The 24,235-nt window shown below is 38.8% G+C and carries 11 protein-coding genes; 10 read left to right on the plus strand and 1 reads right to left on the minus strand.

Annotation, left to right across the window (positions count from 1 at the left end):
- Positions 1 to 15: 15 nt before the first annotated feature.
- A complete protein-coding gene (locus B3Z75_RS07200) occupies positions 16 to 1,014 on the plus strand; it encodes a malate dehydrogenase (protein ID WP_294069227.1) in 999 nt (332 codons plus the stop codon).
- A gap of 94 nt (positions 1,015 to 1,108) precedes the next feature.
- Here B3Z75_RS07200 and B3Z75_RS07205 read toward each other — a convergent pair whose 3' ends face one another.
- The gene (locus B3Z75_RS07205) at positions 1,109 to 5,206 is read right to left on the minus strand and encodes a hybrid sensor histidine kinase/response regulator transcription factor (RefSeq protein WP_294069230.1); all 4,098 of its coding nucleotides are present in this window, start codon (positions 5,204 to 5,206) and stop codon (positions 1,109 to 1,111) included.
- 273 nt (positions 5,207 to 5,479) lie between these two features.
- On the opposite strand from B3Z75_RS07205, the gene B3Z75_RS07210 reads away from it, so the two are divergent.
- The 9 genes from B3Z75_RS07210 (at position 5,480) to B3Z75_RS07250 (ending at position 24,226) form a co-directional block, all read left to right on the plus strand.
- Positions 5,480 to 6,907, plus strand: a complete 1,428-nt coding sequence (locus B3Z75_RS07210) for a polysaccharide lyase 11 (RefSeq protein WP_294069233.1) — start codon at positions 5,480 to 5,482, stop codon at positions 6,905 to 6,907.
- Between the two features lie 2 nt (positions 6,908 to 6,909).
- The gene (locus B3Z75_RS07215) at positions 6,910 to 8,688 is read left to right on the plus strand and encodes a glycoside hydrolase family 88/105 protein (protein WP_286850372.1); all 1,779 of its coding nucleotides are present in this window, start codon (positions 6,910 to 6,912) and stop codon (positions 8,686 to 8,688) included.
- 347 nt (positions 8,689 to 9,035) lie between these two features.
- Complete coding sequence (locus B3Z75_RS07220; protein WP_286850369.1) at positions 9,036 to 12,167, plus strand: SusC/RagA family TonB-linked outer membrane protein; 3,132 nt, start codon at positions 9,036 to 9,038, stop codon at positions 12,165 to 12,167.
- Positions 12,168 to 12,323: 156 nt separating this feature from the next.
- Positions 12,324 to 13,973 carry a RagB/SusD family nutrient uptake outer membrane protein gene (locus tag B3Z75_RS07225; protein WP_294069240.1) on the plus strand — a complete coding sequence of 550 codons (1,650 nt, stop codon included), beginning with the start codon at positions 12,324 to 12,326 and terminating at the stop codon, positions 13,971 to 13,973.
- An 18-nt stretch (positions 13,974 to 13,991) separates the two neighbouring features.
- Positions 13,992 to 14,942, plus strand: a complete 951-nt coding sequence (locus B3Z75_RS07230; RefSeq protein WP_294069243.1) for a formylglycine-generating enzyme family protein — start codon at positions 13,992 to 13,994, stop codon at positions 14,940 to 14,942.
- 82 nt (positions 14,943 to 15,024) lie between these two features.
- Complete coding sequence (locus tag B3Z75_RS07235; protein WP_294069246.1) at positions 15,025 to 16,107, plus strand: hypothetical protein; 1,083 nt, start codon at positions 15,025 to 15,027, stop codon at positions 16,105 to 16,107.
- Between the two features lie 2 nt (positions 16,108 to 16,109).
- On the plus strand, positions 16,110 to 19,502 hold the full coding sequence (locus B3Z75_RS07240) for a glycoside hydrolase family 28 protein (RefSeq protein ID WP_294069249.1): 3,393 nt from the start codon (positions 16,110 to 16,112) through the stop codon (positions 19,500 to 19,502).
- Positions 19,503 to 19,549: 47 nt separating this feature from the next.
- The gene (locus tag B3Z75_RS07245; RefSeq protein WP_294069252.1) at positions 19,550 to 22,672 is read left to right on the plus strand and encodes a glycoside hydrolase family 2 protein; all 3,123 of its coding nucleotides are present in this window, start codon (positions 19,550 to 19,552) and stop codon (positions 22,670 to 22,672) included.
- Positions 22,673 to 22,687: 15 nt separating this feature from the next.
- Complete coding sequence (locus B3Z75_RS07250) at positions 22,688 to 24,226, plus strand: glycoside hydrolase family 28 protein (RefSeq protein WP_294069255.1); 1,539 nt, start codon at positions 22,688 to 22,690, stop codon at positions 24,224 to 24,226.
- The last annotated feature ends 9 nt before the right edge of the window (positions 24,227 to 24,235 follow it).

The following is a 24,235-nucleotide window of genomic DNA, read 5'->3' on the forward strand; positions in this document are numbered from 1 at the left end:
CAAATACAACAAATTATGAGTTTTTTAACGAACGACAAATTAACAATTGTAGGAGCTGCCGGTATGATCGGTTCCAACATGGCACAGACAGCTGCCATGATGCGTTTAACCCCCAATATCTGTCTTTACGACCCGTTTGCCCAGGGTCTGGAAGGTGTGGTGGAAGAGATGCGTCACTGCGGTTTTGAAGGCGTGAACTTCACCTTTTCTACTGACGTGAAAGAGGCCTTCACCGGCACAAAGTACATGATCTCATCAGGTGGTGCACCCCGCAAGGATGGTATGACCCGCGAGGATCTGCTGAAGGGCAATGCCGAGATTGCCGCACAGCTTGGCAAGGATATCAGATCGTACTGCCCCGACCTGCAGCATCTGACCATCATCTTCAACCCGGCCGACATTACCGGATTGGTGGCGCTGATTTATTCAGGGCTGAAGCCTTCGCAGGTGACCACGCTGGCGGCGCTCGACAGCACCCGTCTGCAAAGCGAGCTGGCAAAGCATTTCGGTGTGGATCAGGGCAAGGTGACCGGTGCCCGTACTTATGGCGGACATGGCGAGCAGATGGCTGTTTTCGCCTCTACGGCGAAGGTAGACGGTACGCCGTTGACCGACCTGATCGGAACCGACAAGCTGACCAGCGAGGCATGGGCCGATCTGAAAGTGCGCGTGACCAAGGGAGGAGCCAACATCATCAAGCTGCGTGGCCGTTCTTCTTTCCAGAGCCCTGCATACACCTCCGTGGAGATGATCCGGGCCACCATGGGCGGCGACGCCTTCCGCTGGCCTTCGGGTTGCTATGTGAATACCCCCGACTTCGGGCACATCATGATGGCGATGGAAACCACGTTGGACAAAAACGGCGTATCCTTCGGAGAAGTGAAAGGCACCGATGCCGAGATTGCAGAACTCAAGCAGAGCTACGGACACCTGGTGAAGCTGCGCGACGAAGTGATCGCCATGGGAATTATCCCGGCAGTAGATCAGTGGAGCAGCGTGAACCCCAACCTGTAACATACGATGCTAATTTCAAAAAAAGCCATTTCATCATGAGATGGCTTTTTTTGTGCTTTTTTTAACAGGAATCGTTTTTTGTATTTTTGGAAGATCAAGAATCCTGATCATTTTCCATATTACTGGAGTTTGTTTTCTGTCGAGTATACTGTAGAGGGCTGACTCCATACTGCTTTTTGAATATTGTACTAAAATAGCGGGGATCTGAAATTCCAACCATGTAGCTAACCTCGCTTATAGAATAAGCATTCAACTTGAGCAGTTGTGCAGCCCTTTTAAGTCTTACTTTGCGAACGAATTCAATAGGAGTTTGTTGCGTGAGCATTATCATTTTACTATTTAATTTGGAACGACTCATCTTCATGCTGGAAGCGAAATCATCCAACATAAAATGTTCATCATCCATATTTTCTTCAATCACAGCCATAACGTCCTGTAGAAATTTTGTATCTTGTGAAATTGCGCTAACATTTTGCGGATTTGTAATGATATTTCTGTGGGTTTTTTCCATAAAATCATTACGCATTTTCAATATATGATTAATTCTCACCAAAAGTAGACTAATATCTATTGGTTTCTCGATATATGCATCAGCGCCAGCTTTATAAGCAATAAGTTTTTCATCTTCATTTGAGTTTTCTGCTAAAAGAATATAAGGAATATGACTTGTTTTGATATCAGCTTTTATTCTCCTGCAAAAATCCAAGCCTGTCTGTTGTCCCTGAAATAAAATTTCAGAGATGATTAGGTCAGGTACTTGATCTTTGATTTTATTACATATTTTGTCTTCGGTTTCAAACAAATATACACGAAACTCTTTACTTAACGTAACGTAAAAAAAGTTGAGTGTTTCTTTATTTTCAGCGAGTATAAATACAATCGGTTGTTCTTTGGTCTCTTTTTGTTCTTCTGTTTCTTGAACACTAATTTCATTCTCAATTTCAACATAATACGCCACTCTTTCGGCTTTTTTAATTTGAGAATTATCATGCGTGGAAATGGGTTGGTCTGTAAAGCATGTGTTATCTACCGGTAGAGTTACAGTGAAACAGCTACCTTTGCCTAATTCGCTTTCTATTTTAATATTGCCGTGATGAGCTTCTACAAAATCTTTTGCTAACGATAGACCAATGCCTGTGCCTCTAACCAACATTGGATTATCGTTATAGACCTGCCAAAAACGTTCGAATATTTTTTCCCGATTTTCAGGTGCAATGCCAATCCCGGTATCACAAATAGATATTATAAAATCTTTGTGTGATGAAGAAACCTCGGCACTCAGATGAACATCTCCTCCCTTCTCCGTAAATTTGAAGGCATTGGATAGCAGGTTAAACATTACAATTTCTATTTTTTCAAAATCAAAAGTTAATAATTGAGACTTTATACTCGTCGTGAATGAAAAATTAATCTCTTTAGATTCAGCCAGCTCAGAGAATGATTGATATATGTCTTGTAATAAAGCGATGATATCGTTGTTTGTCAGATGTAAAATCAGTTTACCTCTATCTATTTTTCGAAATTCCAGTAGTTGCATCAATGTGTGTGACAATCGTTTTGAATTTCGTTGTAAAAATCCAAGCATCTCTTCCACTTCACTGGAATTCATTTTTGTGTGATTCTTTATTAAATTGTTAAGTGGGGCTTGCATCAAAGTCAGCGGCCCTTTAAAACTATGCAATAGATTGGTGTAAAAAGTTAGTTTGTAGATGTTTAACTCATTTATGCGCTGCAAGTGTTCTTTCGTGCGAAGCCATTGAAAGATTAAGTAGAGCAAAAGAATGAATATGATAAAATAAGCAATGTAAGCCCAGCTAGTTTTCCACCAGGGAGGTAGTACAACAATCTTTAGCTTCCGTGCCTGGGGCATCCAAAATCCTGATGTAGCTGTAGAACGAATTTCGAGGGTGTATTTTCCTTTCGGGAGATTGGAAAATGACACATTATTCACTTTGTCTAAATAAATCCATTCATTCGAGAGTTCTTGGATACGATAGCTATATTTTGTATTCGCAGTAGATGCATAATTAAGTGTCGAGAACCAAACGGAAAACTGCTTTTCACTGTGAGTTAAGGTGATCTTGGATAATTCGTTAATGTCAATGTTTCTATTTGCAGAATTACGGTTGGGAAAAAGTAATTGCGAAAAATAAACAGATTGTTTCGTCGAATCGGGTACAATTTCATCCGGGTTGAAGTATGTTAATCCGGATATTCCTCCAAATAAGATGTCCCCTTTTTCGGTTAACAGATGACCGAACGTGTAGTTAATGCTTGAAAAGTTACCCCCCGCCAATTCAAAATATTGGATATTATTTTTTTCATATCTAAATAGACCGCCTGTCGTACTTATCCAGATTCTTCCCGCCAAATCTTCAACAATGCTTGATATATAAGGAGGATGGTTGTTTTCTGACAGATCTATGCGATCAAAATTGTCTCCGGTTGGACTATATTTACACAGACCTTCAGACGTCCCAACCCATATATCGCCATTACTCGCAATGTGTATTGCCGTTATCCAGTTGGCAGGGATAGACAGTTGATCGTCTGTTTTATGTTTATATTCTTTTGTATTAGACGATATTTGTGAAAGCAGCATGTTCGAATTAAATCGATATAAACCACTGCGTGTGCCAATCCACATATTACCGACTTGATCTTTAGCAATGCTCCATACGTCATTTTTTGCAAATTTTTCAATCTGAATGCATTCATCCTTAGCGGCTGAATAAACCACAAGTCCGCCGTAGGTGAACCCCATCCAGATATTATTTTGCATATCACGGTAAATTGTTTTTGTCAGAGAGATGTTGTTTTGACTGAAAAACTGCTCCATATTGTCTTTCCTTTTAAATGTTTTATTTAGAGGATCGAAAAGCAATACTCCCTGTTTAGTTCCTACCCATAATTGATTATTTATGTCTTCCTCGATGCATTGAATAGCTATATCAGGAGATATTTCAGCTTGCATATGTGTTGGGCAATAATAATTAAAACTTGGATTGGCAGGAATTTTGCCATCTTCAAGTTTTAGTTGGTTTAATCCATTAGATGTACCTATCCAAAGAAAGTCATCATCTGTTTGAATGATAGATGAAATGGCATTATGGGATAACATGTACGAACCTTGTTCGTTGGCTTTTATGTTATGAAAGGGAGTGACAGCTGATTTTCTATGCACATATAGTCCATATTTAGTACCTGCCCAGATGTTACCCGCTCTATCTTCAAAAATCACATTGATGTTATTACTTAAATCTGTTGATGATTTTGAATTCATCCACCATTGTGAATTCGCAACAAACCTATTCTTGCCATTATCTATTAATTCAATGATTCCATGCCATCGTGAGCCAATTAAATAACGGTTGTCACTTAACATTATGAAGCTTTTCCCATCAATGTCGGGATCTATTTTGGTTTTGTTAGTCAGTTGGCGATCGTCTGTGATGTGATAAACATAATTTCTGCTGTCGCTATTTATCCACAATTTGTTGAAAGGATCGATTGAAAAAAAACCGAGTCTGTTTTTTGCTTTCCAAACCTTTATATCAACTATTTGTGACCGGAATAATTGCGTTGGAGAAATTTTTTTTATGGCGCAATAGCCAAAATTTGAACCAATCCATATATTTCCCGCGTTGTCAATGTCAATGAAATTCACATTGAATGAATGTTGATCTTCATTTAGTGGTAACAAAATTGAGGTTGCCATTTCCAGTTCAGGATTGATTACTTTAACGCCATCATTAGTTCCAAGCCATAGATTTCCTTCTGTGTCTTCACTAATGGTGTTTACTTGAAGATGGCTAAACTGTAAGCAATAGTCCGGTTTGACAACTTTACCACCCGGTAATTCCATGTAAGCTATACCCTGATCAGTGGCAATCCAGATGTTACCGTTTTGTGTTTTAATGATTCTTTTTATATTATTGCCGGGAAGTGAAAGATCGCTCTCTTCGTTGGCATAAAATGACAAGTACGTATAACCATCAAACCGGGCTAATCCATATTCGGTTCCAAGCCATAAAAAACCGGTGTCATCTTGAGTTATAGAAGTAATAGAGTAGTTTAGGAGTGAGTTCAAAGCTTCCTCCTTTTCAAAAAAAAGATTGTTTTCCTCTGCCGATAAGTGGCTGCAAAAGAAAAAAAGGGGTAGAATGATGGAATGTCGGATGAAATGTCGCATAAAACTTCACCAAAATTAGTGTGTGTAAATATAGATTTTTTTTTTGTGATTTCGTTTTTTTTTAACGTGTGTTTAGGATTGATTTTATATCTTATGCCCACAAACAACCATGCTTATGAAAAATGTCTATTCTCCGGTTATTTTCTTTATTAGGCAGAAAATATTAAACATATTTAGGGAAATAAATGAGGTTCGAAGACAATCATTTTCAATAATTTTGAAATAAAGAGTTGGTCTCTCCAAAAAGAATGTTCATTAAAAATATTTAAAGCTATGAAAACAAAGTTCATTTTCTCTTTAATTTGTTTATTCTTTTCTGCGAATTTAATTATAAAAGGGCAAAGCCCGAAACGCGATATTTATACCGCTTTAGAATTTAGCTTAGGTATACCTGTGCAATTTGCCCGCTCTGCACCTTTGAGTTTAGGCGACGGAAAAAAAGGATTTGTAATGTTATTCTCGGAAGAACGGAATCTGGATCCTTATGAAGGAAGTTTCTTTTTTCCAAAGAACAGGCCAAAACTTGCTGTTTTCGATTTGGAAGGAAGAGAACTGTGGCGCCGTGAATTGGCGGGTGCATTACCGGGCATTTGGTTTATACCCGTTCTTCCTTTTGACATGGATAAGGATGGAGTAGATGAGATTTATTATGTTAACAACATCAACACGGATAGACCATTTGCATACGAAGGCTATATGCTGGAACGAGCAGATGTTCTTAGCGGAGAAGTGACAGGACGCTGGCCTTGGAAAGCTCCGACTCACAATCAAGCTAACAGTTACAAATGGCGTTTTTTCTTAATCGGTGGTTATGTGAATGATGAGCCGGTTTTGGTAACTACGCAAGGCACTTATCGCGACATGAAGTTACAAGCCTGGAACGCTGATATGTCATCTCGCTGGGAGATCTATTATCCGGATGATTTTAATGGTCCACGTGGCAGCCACACAACGCCAATAATCGATATAGATCATGATGGAAAAGAAGAGTTCATGTATGGAGAGCGTTGCATTTCTTTTGATACTGGTAAGGAACTTTTTGTGTTGGATGGTAATACCTGGAATGATCACTCAGATGTTGTATTGCCAATTTATCAGAAGAAGAAAAGGGAATGGTCATTTTTCACTTGTCGTGAAAAGGGGGATGATGGCAGGCTTCCTCGTGCAGTAATGTTTAATCAAAGAGGCGAACAGGTTTGGGCAATTAAAGAAATGAAAGGACATTTTCATTATGGATGGGTCGGCAATTTAGGCTCAAATGGAGAGCGTATAGCCATGGCGGGCAGATATAATCGGGTATCCGGCGGTGATCCTGAGAGATGGGTTTATGATGCTGATTCCGGCATCGAGATCACGGTGCCTTTTCCATTGGGTGATAAATCGGATAGAAGCTCTTTGCTGGATATGGATGGAGATGGAATTCATGAGTTGTTAATAGGTCAAACGCTCTATAATAATGCGGGAGATATCCTATTCGATTTTGGCGAATCAATGAGCGTTTTATCACAATATAAAATTCTTGATTTACCGGGGGAACAGCTCATGTGTTACTATCCGAATGGAATTGTTAAAATATGGGCTGATCGTAATGGGTCTGAAACTACAGAAATGAAAAAAAGATTTTCGGATCCCATTTATGTGAATAATGTCAGGCACAGTTCAACAGGGTATAATAGAAATTATCCAATCTTAAATTATTAGCGATGAAGGGAACAGTAATTTTATGGTTTGTGTTGTTTCTCTTTAACATTGTAAACGCACAAACTGTTACAAAACAAGATCTGGAAAGATTTACTCCCCTTCAGTTAGCATCTTTTGTTGCGGACAAAGTGGTAGATAACACGCATTTCGGATATGAATATACACTTCAGCCCCTATATGCTGATATCGAGTTTATTAACTTTGGGAATAACAATAATGATTGTATTCCAGGCGTAAGCTATGCAGTTACAGTCATGTTATCGGAGATTGCCCAGGTAGAGGAAATTGAGGTGGGACGCACAGGGGCATTGAAAATTTGGATTAATGGACAATTGGTGTTTAGCCGGGAAGATCATCCCGATTTTCAAGTTGAGTTTGATGAGAAAACGTATATTTTGCCTGATAAATTCACTGTCAATCTTCATAAAGGAGAGAATGAGGTGTTGATAAAGTCGGATTACGATGGTCACGGCGATTGGTTGGTGCTTCTGCAAAGTAAGAATTTGGGGAGATATGCCGATAAGGGGAAGCGTATCCGTTGTACTTTAAGTCGATATGCCCCAAAAATACATGATGCTAACTGGTTAATCCTGGGCACCTTTGATGGTAATATTCATACCGTGCTTGAACCCGAAGAAGAGTTGGTGTTTTATAGACTTTATCATTCAGGTGATAGAAAATTCACATGGAATATTCCCAGATCCAACTTACTTGTCAGTAACAGGAATGGTGGAAAATTCTTTGATTGGAGCTACCATGTGGGATGTTTCATGTGGGGTTTGCAAAAATTATCTCATGAAACCGGAGATGAAAAATATGTGAATTTTGCCGATAAATGGTGTGAATTTGTCTTATCCTCACGTCAAATGGTAGAATATCAAACCCGCGAATTACATGCCGTACGGTCTATGAATTTTGGAATTGCAGGGCGCCCTATGCTTGATTATACTTCAGCCCCGGCCATGGCTTTTGTCACTCGGTTGGCTTATGGAAGAGATTTTCCGGCAAAGGAACAGTATAAGACTTTTTCTGATAGTATTCTCTCATATCTGATAGAAAAACAGTTTCGTTTTGATGGAGTATTTGCACGTACATACACTGTCGAGCCATCGATTTGGGCAGATGACATGTTTATGGGTCTTCCCTATCTTATCTATTCGGCAAAGACTGTTGCAGACCAAAAACTTTCGGGACAACTATTAAATGATGCAGCAAAACAAGTCATCATCTTCAGCAGTTATCTTCAAAATTTGCAGGACGGACTTTTTATGCAGGCTTGTTATCCACAGAATCCTGATTTCAAGACGCCGTATTGGTCACGTGGAAATGGCTGGGCCTTATGGGCAACTTCAGAGGTATTGATGGCTTTGCCCAAGAACCACACGTCATACGGGCAGTTATTGAGTATATTCAAGAGACAGATCGATGCTCTGGTAGCTTGTCAGAATTCAGATGGCACATGGAACAATGTTCTTGATATGGATAATTCCGTGAAGGAGTCGTCCGGGACAGCAATATTTACTCTTTGCCTTGCACGGGGTATTAATGAAGGTTGGCTAGATAGAGAAAAGTATTCAGCAACAGTTGAATCGGCATGGAAAGCATTGCGTTCATTTGTGGATGAGAATGGAGACTTTAACGGTGTTAAAGGGGGAACTAATTTCAGTGATGACCCAATGGATTATGAGCGAACTCCATTAATACAAAGTGATACACACGGCCTGCTCCCTTTAATATTTGCTTGCATAGAAATGGAACGATATTATAAGAGCAATCATTAAAAAAACTTCCGAGTCTTCTTCTGCCGACAAATAACAGATAATAACAATCGCAGCGATTAAACGATATGTCTTACGATCATCTGGTCTTCACCATTCATTGGATGGGGTGACTATCTATTGTGTATTTTAGGTATAATTTGGGATAAAACAGACTTTTTTTAGCAAAAATCAAACATAAACAGGATGTCAGAAGAAAAATATTTAAATAATCGACAGAATTCAAAAAAAATCAAAACTGAAACTTCTCTTTTTGATATACTTTTGAAACAGGTTTAAGCAGTATATTGCTGCTATGCTTTTTATAGGGAAAGAATATTTTATTTAATTGCCAGAAAAAACAAAAAGTTATGAGGTATTCATTAAATTGTTCTCCAATCTTTTTACGTTTTTGGGGAATATTAATTTTATTACTTGGGGTAGTTGCAGTTAATGCACAAACTATCAGTGTGACCGGAACTGTAACAGATGCGGAAACAGGAGAGACCGTTATAGGTGTGAACATTATTGAGTCTGGAACAAAGAAAGGGACTGTGACGGATATTAATGGTGTTTATAATTTATCGGGAATTCCTTCAAATTCTCAATTAACTTTATCAGCGATTGGGTATGAAACTTTACAATTAAATACCAACGGAAGAACGCTTATAAATGTTAAGCTTGTTCCGGCAATAGAGTCGTTGGACGAGTTAGTTGTTATCGGTTACGGAACTGTAAGAAAGAAAGACCTGACCGGTTCCGTTGCTGCTATCAGTCAAAAAGATATAAATAAATCAATTTTGACATCTCCTGAGCAAATTTTACAAGGTAATGCTGCAGGAGTACATGTAGTGACTACTTCTGCAGAACCGGGAGGGGATGTTGCGATCAGAGTTCGAGGTAGTAGTTCTATATCCGGTGGAAATGAACCACTGATTGTAATAGATAACATCCCATCTGATAAAAGTGCTTTTTCTGCATTAAGTGTCAATGATATAGAGTCAATGGACATTTTGAAAGATGCATCTGCAACAGCTATATATGGCTCACGAGGTGCCAATGGGGTTGTTATGATCACAACAAAGAAAGGCCAAACAGGGAAAGCCAGAGTTTCCGTTGATGCTAAAATGGGAATTTCGGAGCCTAAAAATTTACTGCCGATGATGAATGCGGAACAGTTTATTTTTTATGACAATATTGGACGTCTGAGCAGGGGGGTAAATTCATTGAATAAGAATTATCCAAGTGAAGCAGGTGTTGGGCAAAACTATATGGCTATGCTGGTGGATAATGGCTATAGGAACGAATATAATGTGCAAATTTCCGGGGGGTCTGATAATACAACATACTTTATCTCCACGAATTTGCAGGATGTTAAGGGACTGTTGAAAAATAGTCATAGCACACGATTTGGCGTAAGAGGAAAATTCAATCTAAAGTTACATAGAGATGTGGACTTTCAGATTAATACTTCTGCAAGCCGTGCAAAAAATCAGAAAATTAGCGGGGGAGATAATGGAGCGATGGTGAGGGCTGCCGGGGTTAGACCGAATACGAGTATTCCTGACGGCTCTTATTTCCAAGATGGTTTTTTCATCGACTCGGAAACGGGTGAATTAACCTCAGTTGGTGACGTTACAGGTAAAACAATCAGTATCCTTAATTATGAACGTCCATTTAAATTCGATATCAGCGGACAATTAAATTGGAGGATTTTACCTGAGCTGACATTCATGACAAGAGGTGCCTGGCAATATTCAGACGAAATGAGATACCTGTACGAACCAAGATATTCGCAATCATCTCCGGCAAATATTGATAAAAACAACAAAGCAAGAAGAACTTCTTATAACCGTGATGGATGGTTAAACGAAAATACATTGAATTATATTCAAACATTTAATGAAAAACATAATTTTAATGCTTTGGCTGGTGTTACTTTTGAGCATAATAAAAGAGAGGATTTTTATGCGCAAGTAAATAAATTTGAAACCGATGATTATTTGTGGAATAATTTAGGGGCAGGATTATTAAACCCTGTAATGAATTCCGGAAGTAACATGTACTCTTTAGTCTCTTTTTTGGGACGTGTTATGTATGATTTTGACTCCCGCTATTTTATTACAGGCACGTTTCGAAGTGATGGCTCTTCCCGGTTTGGATCATCTAATAAATACGGCTATTTCCCTTCTGTAGCGCTAGCATGGAATATTAAAAACGAAGAGTGGTTGAAAAAATCTGATTTGCTTTCAAGAATGAAGGTAAGAGCAACCTATGGAATATCGGGAAATGATGATATCAGTCAATATACTTCCATGTCTCTGTTAGATGACAATAAAGTCCTGATTGGGGGTGCAGAATCAATTGGAAATGTTCTTGATCAAATTGGGAACTCAAATATTAAATGGGAAACTACGCATCAATATAATACAGGTTTGGATCTCGGATTCTTTCAAAATAGGATAACATTAGGAGTAGATCTTTATTACAAGATTACTAAAAACTTATTGTACGAGTATCGCTTACCGCTTACAACCGGATATTCATCGATTATGTCTAATATTGGACGTGTAGATAATAAAGGATTAGAAATTGAACTGTCGTCTCATAATATTAGTTCGAGAAAATTCCATTGGGTTACCGATTTCAACATCGGATTTAATGATAGCAAGGTGGTGGACCTGGGAGATAATGACAAAGTTGTCCTCTACAGAGGAAATGGAATGATGAAAGTTGATATTGTATATCTACAAAAGGGACAACCGCTGAATGTATTGATCGGTCATGAAGTGTCGACTTATAAAAATTGGGAGGAAGTCTATGATAACGATGTTGTTTATTATGAAAATCCAAAAAGTTTGAAAACAATACCCGGTATGCCCAAGTATCAGGATACGAACGGAGATGGGGTCATTACAGATGCCGATATGGTTGTTTTAGGCATCACGATGCCAAGAACAACATTCGGTCTTACCAATACTTTCACGTATGGTCAATTTGATTTGTCCGTTTTCATCAATGGGGCTTTCGGTAATAGTGTATATAATGGGAACAGCGGAAAATTATTTACATTTCAATCAAATAACAACAATCAGTACCGCATGGCAATGGACTCATATCGGAATATGAATGCACTTATAGGTGATCCGGGATATAGCGATGGAAAGTACCCAATTCCAATTCACAATAAAAAAGGACCGGTATCTTCACAAACAGCCTATACATCTACAATGAATTCCAATTATGTGGAAGATGCCTCCTATTTACGCCTAAAAAGTCTTAGCTTATCTTACCGGTTTCCGGTGAAGTATCTAAAAGCAATTAAATTAAGTGGTTTGTCAGTGGGGTTGAATGCAACCAATCTTCTTACGTTTACCAACTATTCAGGAATGGATCCTGAAATGTCAAGTACGGAAGGTTCTTCTAACAGTCGGATAGGAGTTGACCGAAGTGCATATCCGGCATTCAAATCCTATACTTTCACAATGAATGTAAACTTTTAATTACTGTCACGCAACAAGCGTGATAATTGTTCACATATATGATTAAAGCGAGTTCACTAAAGTTAGACTTTTACTACAATCGGCAAAGTAAATAAATTTACTCTGCTCTCGTTAATCGCTAAAGTGCCATACACCATATTGAAAAAAAATAATCGTATGAAAAAAAGAATATTTTACAAACTGGTTTTATCGACAATTCTGATAGGTCTTATTTCATCTTGCGCTGATTTTTTAAAGGAAGATGTTTTGGATCAGACCAATCTTGACAATTACGTTAAAACTGATGAAGAGGCCGTGAAATTTTTATACGGAGGTATTGCTGCTGTCCGAAATACAGTTTTTGGCAGAGATTTTATCTCCGTTGTAGATTTAACAACCGATGATACATATTTTACAACAAACGATCAAGCCCGTACAAGTCTTAGTTCGTTAACTTATGACAATCAGAATGTTCATGTTCAGAATATTTGGGGAAGTTTATATACAGTAGTGAGTCAGATGAACATTTTAATAGAAAAACTAGAGACTTCGCCACAAATTACGGCAGCCAATAAGATAAAAATAATGGCACAAGCCAAATTTATTCGTGCCTGGGCCTATTTCCAGCTTGTACAAATTTGGGGGGAGGTACCCATTACGCCAACCTACCTGACTACTGCCGGCAATATCAGGCCGGCTCGGAATTCAATTGGTGAAGTGTATACATTAATTGAAAGTGATGCAACATATGCTTTTCAAAACTTAAAGGACAATTCCGTGAAAAACGGAAATTATATAATGCCTGATACAGTAAAAACAAATGTGGCAGGAGGGTTGGAATATTATCTGCCAATCAATAAAGGCGCCGGGGCATTACTCCTTTCGAAAATCTATCTTGCCCAGAAAAAATATAGTGAATCTGAAAGCGCTGTGGATTATTTAATGAACAAAAAAAACCTGTTCGATTTGTTGCCAAACTACGGAGATTTATTTGATGTAGACAAGGAAAATACACCCAATCGATGTAAAGAAGTTCTTTGGGAAATGGAAGCTCAGGCAATATCCGGGTTTGAGAATACACTACACAGGGAAATGGCACCTGCGGAAATGAAATTAATAAATGGACAGGATGCAGTCGGAGAAACAACGGGATATCATAACTATGTACCTACCGAAGAATTGGTAATGTCTTTCAACCAATATAAAGATAAAAGATATAAATGGCTATATCAATTTGCCACCATTGCTCGTATTTCTACCGGTCCTTCGATTCGTAAAGGATTTGATATTGTCTCGGCAAACCAAAGCGTCGGCGGTGCAAACTATGTATTATTACGTTTTGCCGATGCCTTATTAATTAAGGCAGAATGCAGGAATGCAAGAGGAACCGTAGCCGAGGCAAAACAATATGTTGATTTGGTGAGAGCACGTGCCGGATTGAATCCGTTAATGGCGGGACTTTCCAAAGAAGCTATGCAGGATTCAATTTTACTGGAAAGACGTTTTGAATTTGCTCATGAGGCAGGGAATCGTTTATATGACTTACGCCGGACCGGAACTTATATAAGAGAGATGAACAGTTACAGCCAATTTAGGAACTCTCTTGAAAATGTTGAATCATTGACAATCATCAATCCATCCTTTGTGAGCGATGTTCCAAAACAGGGTGATCAAAATACAGGTGGTGATTATTTTAATATTGTCGTTCCTTTTGTGCCAGGGGTTAAGATTGTGGATCAAAAAAATCTGTATCACCCGATACCCAATTGGGATTTAAAAGAAAATCCGAATCTTCTTAATGACTTACATACTCCAAATTGGAACTAACGAAATAAATTTAATGTTATGGAAAAGAATTTTAAACAATTAATATACCTTTTGCAGAGTCTGTTACTCGTTTTCATATTGGCTTCGTGCGATGAGATTCCGGATGACTTTTCTTCCGATCCAATACCGGATGCCGGGCCGGATATAGAAATCACAAAATCTGTAGATGATTATACAACCATTGTTCCTGCAGGTGACTGGGTAACAATAGCCGGTGATACGTATGGCATGGGAAGAGAGCCCTCTACAAGTGACAGTGATGGACAACTCCAAAATCAGTCTCCTGTACATACTGTTGCTCTAAACAGTTTTCGTATAATGACGAAAGAGGTTACAGTAGCTCAGTATCGTAAATTTGTTGAAAGTAACCCGGGCAAAGTGTCTATGCCCGAAGAGCCATTCTGGGGATGGACAAAATATGGTGATCGAGAAAATTATCCGATCGTTGGAATAACCTGGAAAGAAGCGGCTGCATTTGCACAATGGTTGGGTGGGCGCCTGCCCACTGAAGCCGAATGGGAGTATGCTGCGAGAGTGCCCAATGATCCAAAAGGTAACTTGTTATTTAGCTCCCAAAATGAAAAGAATGCCAAAAAAGCAGGCTGGATATATGATAATTCTTCGGCAGATATTAAAACTGTAGTCAATTCGAGAGGAGAGACGGTTGTATTCAATGGCTGGATGGCTCATAGTGTGGCTTCCATGTCGTCCGGTAAAAACTTATTTGGTATTTACGATATGTGTGGGAATGTTATGGAGTGGTGCAGTGATTGGTATGGAGAAAATTATTACACTGAATCCGGGGAAAACATCGAGAATCCTCAAGGCCCTCTTGACGGTATTTATAAAATACTTCGGGGAGGGAGTTGGTTTTCGCCGCAATATATGAGTAATGTGTATGTGCGTTTATATATGGCACCCGGAACCCGCTCTGAAGAAATTGGTTTTAGAGTAGTGATGGACATATAACCAAAATCAACAGAGTTCAAAAAGTGATTAACACGGGAATACTTCCTTCCCGTGTTAATCAAATAACTGTAAACATTTCCGTATGCGAAAAAAAATATTCTGTTTTATTTTTTCCGTTTTTCTATTATTACTATTTTCCATTTTTGGTTGTATACAAAAAGACACTTTACCTAGAGCGGGATTTAACAAACTCCAATACAGAGAGAGTGGAAAATATCTGAACGCTCTATACTATCGTGCTCATATGTATACGATGGTTCCAAGCCAGATCAGGGAGGATTTGAATTGGATGGCAAAAGCTGGGACAAATGCAATAAGCTTAGCCATATTAGAGCAGGATTTTGATGCTGCGTATGAAAACATAGAATTTATTATTAAAGAAGCTAATAAATTGGGGATGGATGTCTTTGCTGTTCCTTCACGCTGGGGAGGAATGTTGGCGGGTTCACCCAAGGTTCCGAGTGTTTTCACAACTCGCAATCCACAAACATGGGTGCTCAACAAAGATGGTTCGGCTTTTGACACTTCCATTTCCGGTAGAATAAGCAGTATTCATCATCCTGACACCTATCTCTTTTTCGAGAAAATGGTAGACAAACTTTTTTCAACCTGGAATTTTAAAGGAATAATCTGGGATGAGCCCAAAACATTAGACTTGGATTATTCACCCGAAGCGATAAAAAATCTCGGTGCAAATCCAACGATTGAACAACAGGTTCAAGCCAACGTTAACTTCTATTCCAGGTTAAATGAGCACATTAAATCCAAGTATCCGGAGAAAATCATCTCCCTTTTTATGTATGCAAGTTTTGATGATAAAACGGTATCTAAAATGGCTGAAATAAAGAATTTGGATTATTTTGGCGCTGATGGCAGGCCTTGGGGGAATGCTGACGGTGGTAAATTGGAACGCGAAGGCAAGACTCTTCTTGGAACACAGGGGCAACGTTTCATTGATGCTGCGCATGCGAATAATACCAAATCCCTCTTTCTAATGGAGAATCATAATATGCTGGATGAGGATATTCCCTTGCTTGAAAAGGGAATGCCCCAACTTCTAAAGATGGATATTGACCAGTTGATTTATTATTATTATCCCAGGAACATTGAAGACCCAGATAGGATAATGAATATTATCCGAAAAAATTTACTTGATTACCGTTGATCATGAAACAGTTGAAAGAAATAGTATTACTGATTATCTTGTTATATCTGCCACAAGGTATGACACTTTTTGCTGACTCCCGTTTGATAAAAAACCTGGACATCTGGGACGTCTATACATATAATTTTAATGCTTCACACTGGATCGAACAGGGGAACCTGCAAAATGGTGTTTCCATTTATGGAGAAGTAAATATTCCAATAACCAAACTCCCTGTTTTTTTACGTGGTGCAGATTTTCTACAAACTTCGGTAAGCTCAAACAATTATTCAGGGGATGTCATTGCCCGTTTTACTGTTGGAGAGAATGCAACTCTGTTTATTGCACATTCAGTTTTGATAAATGAAAAACCGAAATGGATGCGTGATTATCAATCAACCGGACAATATGTGAAGACAGCGTCAGGTGATTTTGAGGTTTTTTCGAAACAGGTTAGAAGAAGTGATGAAATTTCGCTGGGAAGTAACGGCAGTGCTGATTATCCAATGTATTTTGTGGCACTTCAGGCTCAAAATAAGATTGAAAACAGACCTCCCAAGGGTCGCGTATTTGATGTAAAAGAGTTTGGTGCCATTGGCGATAACAAGACCATCAACACCAGGCAGATTCAATCAGCCATCGATCGATGTTCCTCAACGAGGGGTGGGGGAATAGTATATATTCACGATGGTATTTATGTTTCAGGAACATTGGAAATGAAAGACAATGTGACTTTATACATTGAAAATGGAGCTATTTTACGTGGTTCCATGAATCCAGATGATTATCCGCAGAAGATATCGCATACAATCCCTTCGTTTCGTTCGGGGGAGCATTATCAACTTATTTTTGCAGACAGCAAGCAAAATATCAGAATTACCGGCGGAGGTATTATAGATGGGAATTCCATTTTTGAAGGCTTTCCATGGCGCGGCAAAGGAAATGAAGATGAACGCCCGAGACTCATCAGAATGATTAAATGTGCAGATGTGTCAGTCGATAGTATTTCTTTGATTCGCAGTGCAAACTGGACTCAATACTACGAAGCGTGTTCCAATCTGTATCTGATCAATCAAAACATACGATGTTATACCGGAACACACAATCAGGATGGAACAGACATTAGTGGATGTAAAAATGTAGTTGTGCGTGGAATTCGTGCTCTGGCCGGAGATGACGTAATTTGTATAAAATCACTTTCGATGGAGATTGGTGAAAATATTTTGGTGGAAGATGTGACATCTCGCTATGCCAATTGTCATTTAGTGAAAGTAGGTACCGAAACGCATGGTGGAGTGAAAAATCTCACGGTACGAAATGTGGAAGGTTTTGCACGTTATGGAATTGCAATTGAAAGTGTAGATGGAGCGACAGTGGAGAATATTTTGTATGAAAATATATTGCTGAGGGGATGTGCCACACCATTGTTTATTCGTCTTGGAAGTCGCGGAAGGACTTTTCAAGGTGGTCCCAATCCGGCACCACAAGGTACCATGAAAAATATTACGATTCGAAATGTCCGTAATACCGGCATTGGATATGTGGAAGTCCGCAATGGTCCGGGAGTCGGTTCTGCTATCGGGGGGGTACCCAATCAAAAAATCGAGAATCTGACCATTGAAGATTGTGATTTCCTCTATTATGGAAGTATAATGGATAAAGAATACATTTACAGGGATATACCTGAGAACATCGACAAATACCCTGAATTTAATATTTACGGAACCTGTCCGGCATACGGACTCTATTTCCGGCATATCGAAGGATTAACGCTCAGGAATGTGAATGTGAGCGTAAAACATACTGATATCCGTCCCGGAATTGTGTTTGAAGATGCAACAGATATCAATACATCAAAAGTAAATGTTCAGCGTTTCCCATTCACTGAGCCTGCACCCATCTGGAATAAAAGTGAAACGAGTAATCAGTCACCCGTCGCTCAAACATATACACTGACTTGTAACGATCATCAAATTCCCGTAATGCAACAGAACGATGTGCCGATGTCTTACAATCTCAATTCGTATCAATATGCTCAACTTGTTTATGAAGGAACTCCCATGAATATCTCTGTAAATGTTAAAGGTTATCATGTGTTAGAGAATGATTGGGAAATCTCCCCTAAAAGTCGGAATATACAGGGGAAATTGGAGAATAACACACTCCGGTTTACCATAAACGAACCTGGTTATTTTGTAATTCGATTTGCAAAAAACCAAGATTTTACAAAGAGATTGGTATTGCTAGTCGATAAACCCTACAAAATACCAGACGGTGAAATGATTGATATTACAAAAAAATATCATGTGGATAACACAGGGAATAAGAATGAAACAGTACGTATTCAAAAAGCTTTGAATGATATTTCAGGAAAAAATGCCACGCTTTATTTTCCACAAGGGATTTATTCTACTTCAATGCTTCGTATTCACAGCGATTCCAAAATACACTTCGAAAAGGGGGCAATCTTGTTGGCAAGCACTGAATCGTTGGAACCCTACTTGGATATGGATGGTGGTGGCTCAAATCGGTTTATCTATATTCGGGATGCTAAAAACATCCATATTACCGGATTAGGAGGCTTTGATGGAAATGGAACATACTTTAGAGCCGTAAAGTACCCCAACGGTTCGGATGGAAAAGAGGCTATGCGATTACTATTTATTGTAAACTCGCGGAATATTACTTTCGATGGTATACTTCTAAAAGATGCTTCTCGATGGAATACACATATTGTAGGAAGTAGCGATATTTCGTTTCGTTACTGTAAGATGTTGAACAATCCCAATACAAATGCCCATCTAACAAACTTTGACGGGTGGGATCCGGACGCTTCACAGCGGGTACTCATTGAAAATTGCTTTGGATGGGCAGGTGATGACAATATAGCAATTAAATGCGTGGGTACAGGTTCCCCGAAAGTGATAAAAGATGTGAAAGATATTACGATACGGAATAATGTTTTTCTGACAAAAAAATCATCGCTAAAAATTGGAACTGAAACTCGCTGTGGAAGTATAAAGAATATAGTTTTTGAAAATAACGATGTGATTGAAAGCGATAGGGCTATGGCAATCGACGTGCAAGATCGAGCCGTAATAAACGGGGTCTTGTTTAAAAATAATCGAATAGAATACAATTATCCTGATGCACAAAAGCGTGGAATTAATGTAAACCTTTCAAAACGGGATGCAACGCAAAATCATATCGGGAAAATTTTGAATGTGCGATTTGAAGACTGCAATTTTGAGCAGATGTTCCCCAACGGCTTCAGACTATTTAGAGATCCTAATTTTACAACGGCATCGGATATGGATGTTACTTTTATAAATGTAAAAGTGGGTGATAAGCTGGTTACTTCGGTTGCCGATACATATTTCGATGATAAAACCAATAGTACGATAAAATTTGAATAAATAAAACTGATTGTGATAAATTATAAAAACTATATATACACGAGAGTATGAAGAAACTAATTATTTTAATGCTTGCTGTTGTTTTAACCGTAACAGGTTCTTTTGCCGCCGGTATATTTAAACAATCCGCTACCAGGCGTATTGAAAAAAATATTGATACGCAGTGGACTTTCAATTATTTCCCGGAAGAAGACGCTGACAAAAATGGGTATGAATCCATTACCTTCGATGATTCAAAATGGAGTACCATTGCGATTCCCCATACCTGGATGACTTATGAGACCACGGGCGAGTTGCACCCATATATTAAAAATGCTTCCGCAAAGGATAGTCCCTATTGGTGGGATGGTTGGGGATGGTACCGTAAAAGCATTATAATAGGTGATGAGTTTAAGGACAAGAAGATTTTCTTTGAATTTGATGGTGTTCAGAAATATAGTAAAATATGGCTTAACGGAAAATTCTTGGGTGACCATAAAGGAGGGTTTAACGGTTTTTATGTGGATGCGACAGACGCGGTCAAGTTTGGTGAAGAGAATGTCCTGGCTGTTGCCGTAAACAATTCGTTGAATGACAAATTTATGATTCCTCCCATGAATGCCGGTAATTGGGTGGTTTATGGGGGTATCGTGCGTGATGTGCGATTGGTAATAAAGGACAAGGTATATATCCCTTTTCAAGGTTCGTACAAGCACGAAGGAGGTACCTTTGTGACAACGCCTGTTGTGGATGCAAAAAAGGGAGTGGTGAATGTGAAAACATTCGTGAAGAATGAGGAAAACAGATCTTTGAATGTAACGTTAAAATCCATTATTACCAAAGCAGACAATTCTATTGTGGCCACTCTGGTAAGTAATGCAACCATAGAATCGGGTAAAATAGCAACTTTTGAACAAAGAAGTGAAGAGATAAAAAATCCTACGTTATGGTCTCCCGAGAATCCTTACATTTATAATGTGTATTCTCAGGTCTATGTCGGTGATAAACTGGTAGACACTTATTATAGTCCGCTTGGATTCCGTTTTTTTCATTGGGATTACAGTACCGACCGTCTATGGTTGAACGGCAAGGAAGTTCGTATCAACGGACAAAACAGACACGAAGAATTTCCCTGGATTGGTGCAGCTTTCCCAAAATGGATTGCTTTACGTGACATGAATGATATCCGTTACAATCTGGAACATAATTATATGCGTACAGCGCATTACCCTCATGATCCAAGCATTTATAATTTTACAGACAGGAATGGAATTATCATTAACGAAGAACAACCGAACATTAAGAACCAGGAATTTGACGATGAAGTGCAGGAGCAAATTTGCAGGGCAACCATCCGTCGTGATAGAAATCACCCCTCCATCTTTTTCTGGAGCATGGGCAATGAGACGACCGATGCCGCAGATTCAAAATGGGCACACGAAGAAGATACAACCCGTATCATCACATCACGTCACATCTATAACAATTCAGCAGGTGATTTTGCTCCCCATAGTGAAAAGAACATGTCTATTGAAGGATTTTTGCGTTGTACCATCAAAGGTTGGTATGATACAGATGAAAAAGATTTGGAACCTACTGACAGCCAGCATGCCGGCACAGAAGTGAATGACGTGAATAGGGCAATAGAAAGAGATGTGCAATCGCATTACGGATCGGTATGGTTATATGCAGACCATGGTGCGGACCGTGAATATGTGAATGCTCCGCTAAAGCATGTTAATCCAAAAGGTTGGGTAGATTCCTGGCGTAATCCCAAATACAAATACTACCTGTGGCAGGCTAATTTTGCTACAAAACCAATGGTATTCATTCAATATAATTATTGGCGCCCCCAATATATAGGTCAGAAAAAAAATATCGTAGTACATTCCAATTGTGATGAAGTGGAACTTTTCGTAAATGGAAAATCTGCTGGGAGACAATATCCGAATGCTAAAAACCAGTTTACTTTGACATTCCCCGATGTACTTATTGTTGATGGAACAATTGCGGCAATTGCAAAACGTAAAGATGGCAAACAGGTTGAGAACAAAATCACCATGTCGGGTGATCCTTCAAAAATTGTGATTGCTGCAAGTCGTTCAAAAGGAATGGCAGTCAAAAACGAGATTGTGGAGATCAAGGCAAACATTGTGGATGCAAACGGTATTCCTGTGATCGGAGCAAATAATCCTTTGAAATGGGATGTCTCAGGAGTTGCCACGCTGGTAGGGCCTGAGCTTTATAACAGTGATATAAATCAGACAGAGGTATATGAAGGAACGATGTATATTGACGTGCCGACAATCAATTTGATCCGTTCAACCGGAAAAAAGGGAAAAGCAAAAGTGACCGTATCGTCAGCCGGACTACTGAGTGGAGAGATTGAAATTGTATTTGATGAATATCAGGATACCCTGGCTGTGAAAGGAATTTCAGAACCTGTCCTGGTTGATGAGGGTAGAGAGGCTGTAAAGAAAAATACAGAACAAATTACACGAATTGTTGCCCCGGAGGAAATGAAAGAATACACGGGTGAATTGCAATACCCGCTTGGTGATAAAGAAAATCTCAGAAAACAAATTCGCAACTTTATTTATTCCGAGAACCCCAAAATTGATACGACTACTGTTGATTTTCGTCACGTAATCAATAAGTTTTATCAGATGATGGAAGCGAATAACGGGCGATTGGTGGCAGATGATTATAACTTTGTGGTGGAACAATATAATATTTCGCGTGAAATAACACGCTTTATTGCCGGCACCAAACTTCCGCTACCATTTAAGGATCAACTTGCGGCGTATTATTCAGGTCTCATCGTGGATAATGGAAGAGATAAAAATTTTGTAAACGAGAAACAGTTAATTTCTTTAATTCCCGTGGGTGGGAAAACAGTAATGGTATCACCACAAAAGGGCTTGGTGAAGGATGTATATTACACACAGGAAACGGATTTACAAAAAATAATCCGTGATCTTTATCCCGAGACCAAAAAATTTTCCGGGGATGAAATGAAAAAAGCGTTGGATTTGGTTCAGCGAATCAATCCGTATATTTCTTATACGTATATTCGTGACAGGAAAACAAAAATACGTACTGATATTTATACGATTGAGAAAGAAAAGGTGATTTATATTCCCCCTGTAAAAAGCCTATTGGAAAATAAATTCCCAGATAAAAAAATTTAGTTTAACTATTTTAAAATGAATAATAAAGCTCTATTTTTCGTCCTGTTTTCTTTGACCGCATTACACGTTTGGAGTCGGGAACCGATTATTTATATCGAAGACAATACACCAAAATCGGAATATTATACCCTGGTTACAATCGGTAAAAAGTCGGTTCGTCCCCAGCAGTTCAGAGATATTAGCTACGTCCATTTCAGTATCAGTTCAGGTTCTGATATTCAGGTAAACTGCGTTGAAGATATCAATGAGTTTGAGATAAGTCCTCTGATAAAAAAAATCGACGGCCATTTAAATGGTAAATCACTTCGTTTTAGAATTCCCAATCCGGGGTATTATGTAATCCGTATCAATGGTGGACAGTATCTTTTCCTCCTTGCTGATAGCCCACAGGAGGAAATATATTCATCAAAAAGCAGCAATATCGTCAATGTTGAAGATTTCTTGCCAAAAGGTAACCCAAACCTTTTGTTAACGAAACATCTTCAAAATGCGCTTGATAAGGCCTCGGGTAGTGGGAGAATACTCTATTTTCCTTCCAGGGTGTATCATACCGGCACTTTGCAGGTAAAGAGCAATACAAAGGTTTATCTGGAAGCGGGAGCTGTCATAAAAGGTTCGGAAAACCGAAATGATTATCCAACGGATGACAATCGCTTGGAAAGTGATCACGTGAATCGGGCAAAAGAAGAATATACCGACAACGGTGAATGGATGACTTTTTCAAGGTTAATCCTGATAGACAATGCGGAAAATGTACATATCTCCGGTCGGGGAGTTATTGATGGAAGTGGGAGCATTATCCGTGCACAAGGCAAGCCTGCAAATTTAATCCGGATACGTCGGAGTAAGAATATCCTAATCGAGGATGTAATCCTTCGTGATCCTGCTGCATGGAATACACATATTCAGTTATCCGATTCAGTTGTCATGCGTAATGTGAAAATTATCAATGATTTCAATGTGGCAAATACAGATGGAATTGATCCGGATGCATCAAGGAATATACTTGTCGACCATTGTTTTGCTTATTGCAACGACGATAATATCGCCATTAAAACAACCAATAATCTGGGTTTAAATCAGGACCTGGAGAACATTACAGTAAAGGACTGTGTCTTTTTGACGCGTAAATCTTCTTTAAAAGTAGGCACTGAAACAAAAGCTGCAAACATGAGTAATATCCTTTTTGAAAATAATGATGTGATTGTTTCAGATCGTGGAATGGTTCTATACTGTAATGATGGAGCACATTTTAAAAATATCCGCTTTGTGAATAATCGTTTTGAATACTGCTATATCAAGGGCACACAGCGGCCTATTCATTTCATCATAAAAAATCGGTATGGAAAAGGAAGAATCGAGAATGTACTGATTAAAGATTGTGAAATTTACAAACCTTTTCCAAACGGTTCTGAAATATTCGGATTGGATGTACAAAACGACATTCAGCATATTGTCTTTGATAATTTTATCATCAATGGTGTAAAAGTCAATTCACTACAAGATGCCGATATTCGCATAAATGAGTTTGTCAAAGATGTGACATTTCGATAACACTATTTT

Origin of the sequence: Proteiniphilum sp. UBA1028 (assembly GCF_002316955.1) — a bacterium.
GTDB lineage: Bacteria > Bacteroidota > Bacteroidia > Bacteroidales > Dysgonomonadaceae > Proteiniphilum.